The organism is uncultured Cyclobacterium sp., assembly GCF_963976465.1.
Classification (GTDB): domain Bacteria; phylum Bacteroidota; class Bacteroidia; order Cytophagales; family Cyclobacteriaceae; genus Cyclobacterium.
Window position 1 is genome coordinate 1 of sequence record NZ_CAXBOC010000407.1, and the last position, 5,417, is coordinate 5,417.

Annotated in this window: 2 protein-coding genes; both read left to right on the forward strand. The window is 40.4% G+C overall.

Annotated elements, in window-relative coordinates:
- The first annotated feature begins 76 nt into the window (after positions 1-76).
- Positions 77-4,951 (forward strand): PKD domain-containing protein, encoded by a 4,875-nt coding sequence (locus tag AAC037_RS19010; protein WP_339904819.1) that lies wholly within the window; start codon positions 77-79, stop codon positions 4,949-4,951.
- Positions 4,948-5,417: PorP/SprF family type IX secretion system membrane protein (locus AAC037_RS19015; RefSeq protein WP_339904820.1), on the forward strand; the 470-nt coding region annotated here is incomplete at its 3' end. The genes AAC037_RS19010 and AAC037_RS19015, both read left to right, overlap by 4 nt.

Below are 5,417 nucleotides of genomic sequence, written 5' to 3' on the forward strand. Positions count from 1 at the left end.
TATCTCATGTTTATCATTTGAATAGGACAAGAGGTTCATTATTTTTAATGCTACCCTTCCGGTAAACAATTTTATTGTGATTGATAGTGAGGGCAGAGAAAAACATACTGATTTTGAAGTAGTATCTGATTCTGATGGCTTTGTAGTGATCCAAGCACAAGATTTGGACCCGGGTGCTTACACAGTTGAAATAGAAGATAGGTTTCAATGCAACGGTAGAGAAAGCTTTGAAATTGTCATACCTGAACCCATGGTTGCTGATGAAACTGTTAAACATGTTACATGCTTTGGAAATAATGATGGAGAAATTAGTCTTTTAATTGACGGTGGTTGGTCATCTCCTTTTCCCAAAAGCCACCGTGATGAATGGGCTAATTATGAAATAACATGGTTTGACGATAAAGAAAATGAAGTTAAATCAGTAAACAACTCTTTTGTTAGCCTGAGAGGTGCAATTATAGGAGTAGAAAGCAAAGTTTTCAACTTGCCACCAGGTGATTATTATGCGAAAATTCAAGATAAGGGAAGGTTGTATGATATCGCCGGTACTGCCCCGCTGGTTTGTGAAAAAACTACCGGTTGGATAACTGTTGAAGGCCCTCAACCATTAACCTTTTCAGAAACCATTGAAAATATATCTTGCAATGGCATGGCCGATGGAAGTATTAGCATAAAGCCTCAAGGAGGTACTCCGGAATATACGATAGAATGGTTTAAAGGAAATTTTGACAACATAAACTCCCCCGTATCAGGAGAATTGCCCTCTTTCCCCCTCAATGCAGAGGAAAGTGAATTGTCTAGACATGGCTTAGAGTCCGGGAAATACGCTGTAATGATAACCGATCAAAATGGATGTACGGTAGCAAATAATTATACAATCAATGAGCCAACACCTTTAACCTTAACAGAATTAAGTGATCTCAGAGAAGATGTGAGGTGTTTTGGTGAAGAAGCAGGCACCATAGCAATTCAATTATACGAAAACACACCCACCCCATTTTCAATAGAGGTTTTTAGAAATGGGGATCCTTACAGGTCACTAGGTCCTATAAACAATGTGGATTCTGACACCCTCTATTTTAGGAATTTAAAGGCAGGGACTTATGATTTTAGAATTGAGGACAACCAAGGATGTGATTTCTTTTTGGAAGGAATATTAATCGATGAACCGGAAACAGGCTTACTAATTCAGGATACCCTTGTATCCAATTACAATGGATATCAGGTCTCATTTCCGGGAGCAAATGATGGCAGCATTGCCCTGAAAATAGTGGGTGGGGAAGGTGATTATAAATACGAGTGGAAAGGGCCCGATGGCTTTGAGGCAAACAGCAAAGACATCAGCAACCTAAGCCCCGGAGAATATACATTTATTGTAACGGATGATAACAATTGTACCGCACGTTTGGCTTCCATTATCCTAGAAGCTCCACACCCCTTGACTTTGACACCCAACATTCCTGAGATAAATGGCTTTCAGATCAGTTGTAATGGAGCTGCCACCGGAAGCATTAAACCAAACGCAGCAGGAGGAACAGGAAATTACACCTATAGCTGGTCGGGTCCGGACAACTTTTCTTCCGCAGAGAGCAACTTAGAAAACCTATCTGCAGGTTTTTACTCCTTGACACTAACCGATGATAATGGGGCAACCATCCAAGCTACTTACAAACTTTCTGAACCCAATGAATTGATCCTATCTGAGCCCGAAGATTTAAGAGTTCCAGTGGCCTGTTTTGGTGAGCACAATGGGGCATTCACCCTATTGATAGATCAAGCCTCAATGGCTCCTTATACCCTTACTTTAGGAATCATGGGCGACGAAAAAGCAATCAGGTCCATCCCCAACTTTAACAGTAATGACCATACTTTTGGCCAACTACCAGGAAACCTTTACTGGGTAACCGTTGAAGATGCCAATGGCTGTATTAAAACAATAGAAAACATATTGGTTGAGCAGCCGGAAACAGGCTTAGAAATCAGCAATATACAATTGTCAGATTATAATGGTTATGAAATCACCTGTGCAGGAGGTTCAGATGGGGCTATCTCCTTCAATATTTCCGGAAATCAAGGTAGTTTAACTTATAACTGGACAGGTCCAAATGGTTTTACCTCCACCAGTACACAGTTGGAAGGCCTGGAAGCAGGAAGCTATCATGTTTTAATAACAGATGAAAATGGCTGTTCACTACAGAGAGACTTTGACCTCAAATCTCCGCTCCCACTGTTAGTTGAAGAGGAAGTATCAGACTATAATGGATTTGGAGTGCATTGTAATGGTGGAAATGAAGGATATATATATTTGGATATTTCCGGAGGATCGGGCAGCAATCAAATAAAATGGGAAGGACCAAATGGCTTCAGTTCAGAAAATGACAGCTTAAAAAACATTTTACCGGGTAATTACCAGGTCACCGTTACAGACATCAATGGCTGCGAAATCAGTAGAAGTTATACGCTTACAGAGCCTCAGGGACTTGAAATAGAAGAGTTAGCAGACCAGAGAACCAATATTTCTTGTTTTGGACAAGAAACTGGCATATTGGCTGCAGGCATTACACGTACTTCTGCAGGGCCATATAAGTATGAATTATTAAATGAAGATGGAGCCATTTTAGAAACATCTCCTCCAACCACAGAACGAGATTGGTTTTTCAAGAACCTTACTGCCGGCATGTATGCGATAAGGGTAATTGATGCCAACAACTGTTTTAAGGAGATTGACCAACTAGAAATCACCCAACCTCAAGCCGGATTGACCATAGATAAAGTCGAAGTTTCCACTTTTAATGGATATAATATCAGTTGTTTTGAAGCAGCAGATGCCCGGATAGAGGTTACAACTTCCGGAGGTTCAGGAAACTTAAAATTTGAGTGGTCAGGACCGAATAATTTTAAAGCCTTTACTTCTACCATTGAAAATTTAACTCCCGGAGATTACCATCTTACCATTACTGATGAAAATGGTTGCGAAGCACTAACAGAATTGATAAACATCAAGCAACCCGAGCCCTTATTGATCACTCCCAAGGTTAAAGTCAATAATGGTTTTGAAATCAGTTGTTATGGGGCCAATGATGGGCAAATTGCATTGAATATTTCAGGGGGAAGTGGAAAGTACAGTATAAACTGGTCAGGACCGGAGGGTTTTACCTCCAATGCAGCAGTAATAAATGACCTTTTGCCTGGAAATTATCTGGTAAAAGTGAAAGATGAAAATGGTTGTGAGATAAGTGAGCGTATTTCCATCAAAGAGCCTAAACCTCTATCCATCAGTTTAAATGATAAAACAAATGTCTCCTGCCATGGAGCACCAACCGGCAGCCTATCTTTTATTGTCTCCGGTGGAATAGCTGGTAGTTATCAATACCAATGGACTAAAGATGGGGAACCCTTTGATCTAAATTCACCCAGTGCGGATGGACTATATTCAGGCACTTACCAACTTACTGTCCATGATGGCAATGGCTGTCAAGTCAGCAGCTCAGCCATTAACATTACTCAACCTACCGCTCCCTTGGAAGTATCAATGGAGCATACGGAGGTATCCTGCTATGGCGCCAATGATGCCAACCTTTCCCTAGCTATAACCGGAGGTGTCAAACCTTACCAAGTCAAATGGAATACCGGAGAAGATAATAGATTTTTTGAAGGAATAGGTCCCGTAACAGATGCCGCTGGCTGTGTAGTCTCCAAAGAAACCCGCATTAAGGAAGTCCCGGTATTTAAGGTAGATCCTGTTGTCAATGAGATTTCTTGTTATGGTGCTCAAAACGGAAGCATTCAGCTAAACCTAGAAGGAGGTAAAGCCCCTGTAACTGCTATTTGGGAACATGGCCCGGAACAATCGGCGATTTATAACCTAAAACCGGGAGTTTACAAGGTCTTCTTAAAAGATGCCAACAACTGTACCATTGAAAGGACATTTAATTTGATTGAACCTAAACCTTTGGTAGCAATAGGTCAGGTTGAGGATGCTTCCTCTTGCCAAAATGGTCAAAGTGGAAAAATATCGCTTGAGGTATCAGGTGGCAGAGCTCCTTATAGTTACAGGTGGAGCAATGGCGAGACCAGCCCCACGGTTTCCAACCTGACCAATGGTACCTATACAGTTGATATTACAGATCAATCAGGGTGCTATGTAAGTCAAACTTTCAAAGTAAAACGACCTGACCCACTCACCATTAGCTTGACAAATACAATAAACTCCCAATGTGAACCGAAAGAAATCTTAGAGATCAATGAGCTACATATTGAAGGTGGGGTTGCTCCTTATATTATCCAGTGGAGCAGTGGAGAGGTTTTTGAAGATGGTTACCGGATGGAGGCCAATGCACCCGGAAACTATCAGGTGACAGTGACCGATAGCAAGGGTTGTGTACAGACCCAAAGTTTCAAAGTTCAAAACGATGTCATATTGGTAAAAGGCGAATATTTATCTGAGTCATTCCCCTTATACGGAGAAAATTTGGTCAACTTTGATGTTCAATTTATCAACAAAAGCAATGGAAATATTGGTTTATATTATTGGGATTTTGGAGATGGAAATACTTCATATGAAGCCTCTCCTAAATACCGTTACAAGCTTCCCGGAACTTATCAAGTCACCTTAATAGCTACGGATATTTGGGGTTGTGAAACCAGCACTTCTTTTCCGATTAAAATCACTGATTTTTTCTTAGCAACTCCTAATGTATTTAGTCCTAACGGTGATGGCCTTAATGATTATTTTTTCCCCAAGTTTTTGAACATCAATAGTCTATCGCTAATAATAATGAACACCTGGGGAGAAATCTTGTACCAATCATCGGACATAAATGATAAAGGCTGGGACGGTACTTTCCGTGGCCAAAAAGCCGTTCCGGGCAATTACGTTTTTAAATTAAATTACACCACCGCAGACGGAAGAAATTTTAGTGAAACCGGTGCATTCATGCTTTTAGAATGAGAAATATTAAATTTATAATGCTGTTTGTAAGTTCCTTTTTATCTAATTCTATAGATTTATTGGCACAGGATTTTCAATTTACACAGTTTTACGCAGCCCCGCTTAACCTTAGCCCTGCTTTTGCAGGAGCTATGGAAACTACTCGAATAGGCGTCAATTATAGAAAACAATGGCCTGGATTGGGTTATGATTTTACCGCTTCAGGCGTCTACTATGATAACTTTATAGATGAGACCAATGTTGGTTTCGGTTTTTCTGCCTCCCAATTTTCTGAGTCATTGCTAAAGATCAGATCAACCGATATTGCCGGATACCTTTCTTACAAATTATTGCTAGACAATGAAAGCTTCCTAAGGTTTGGAGGTCAGTTGGGCCTTGTCAATAGAAGTTTAACTTTACAGGAAATGGTCTTTGGAGATCAAATTGATCTTTTGAATAGAACAGTAAATTCTGCAACTATGGACCA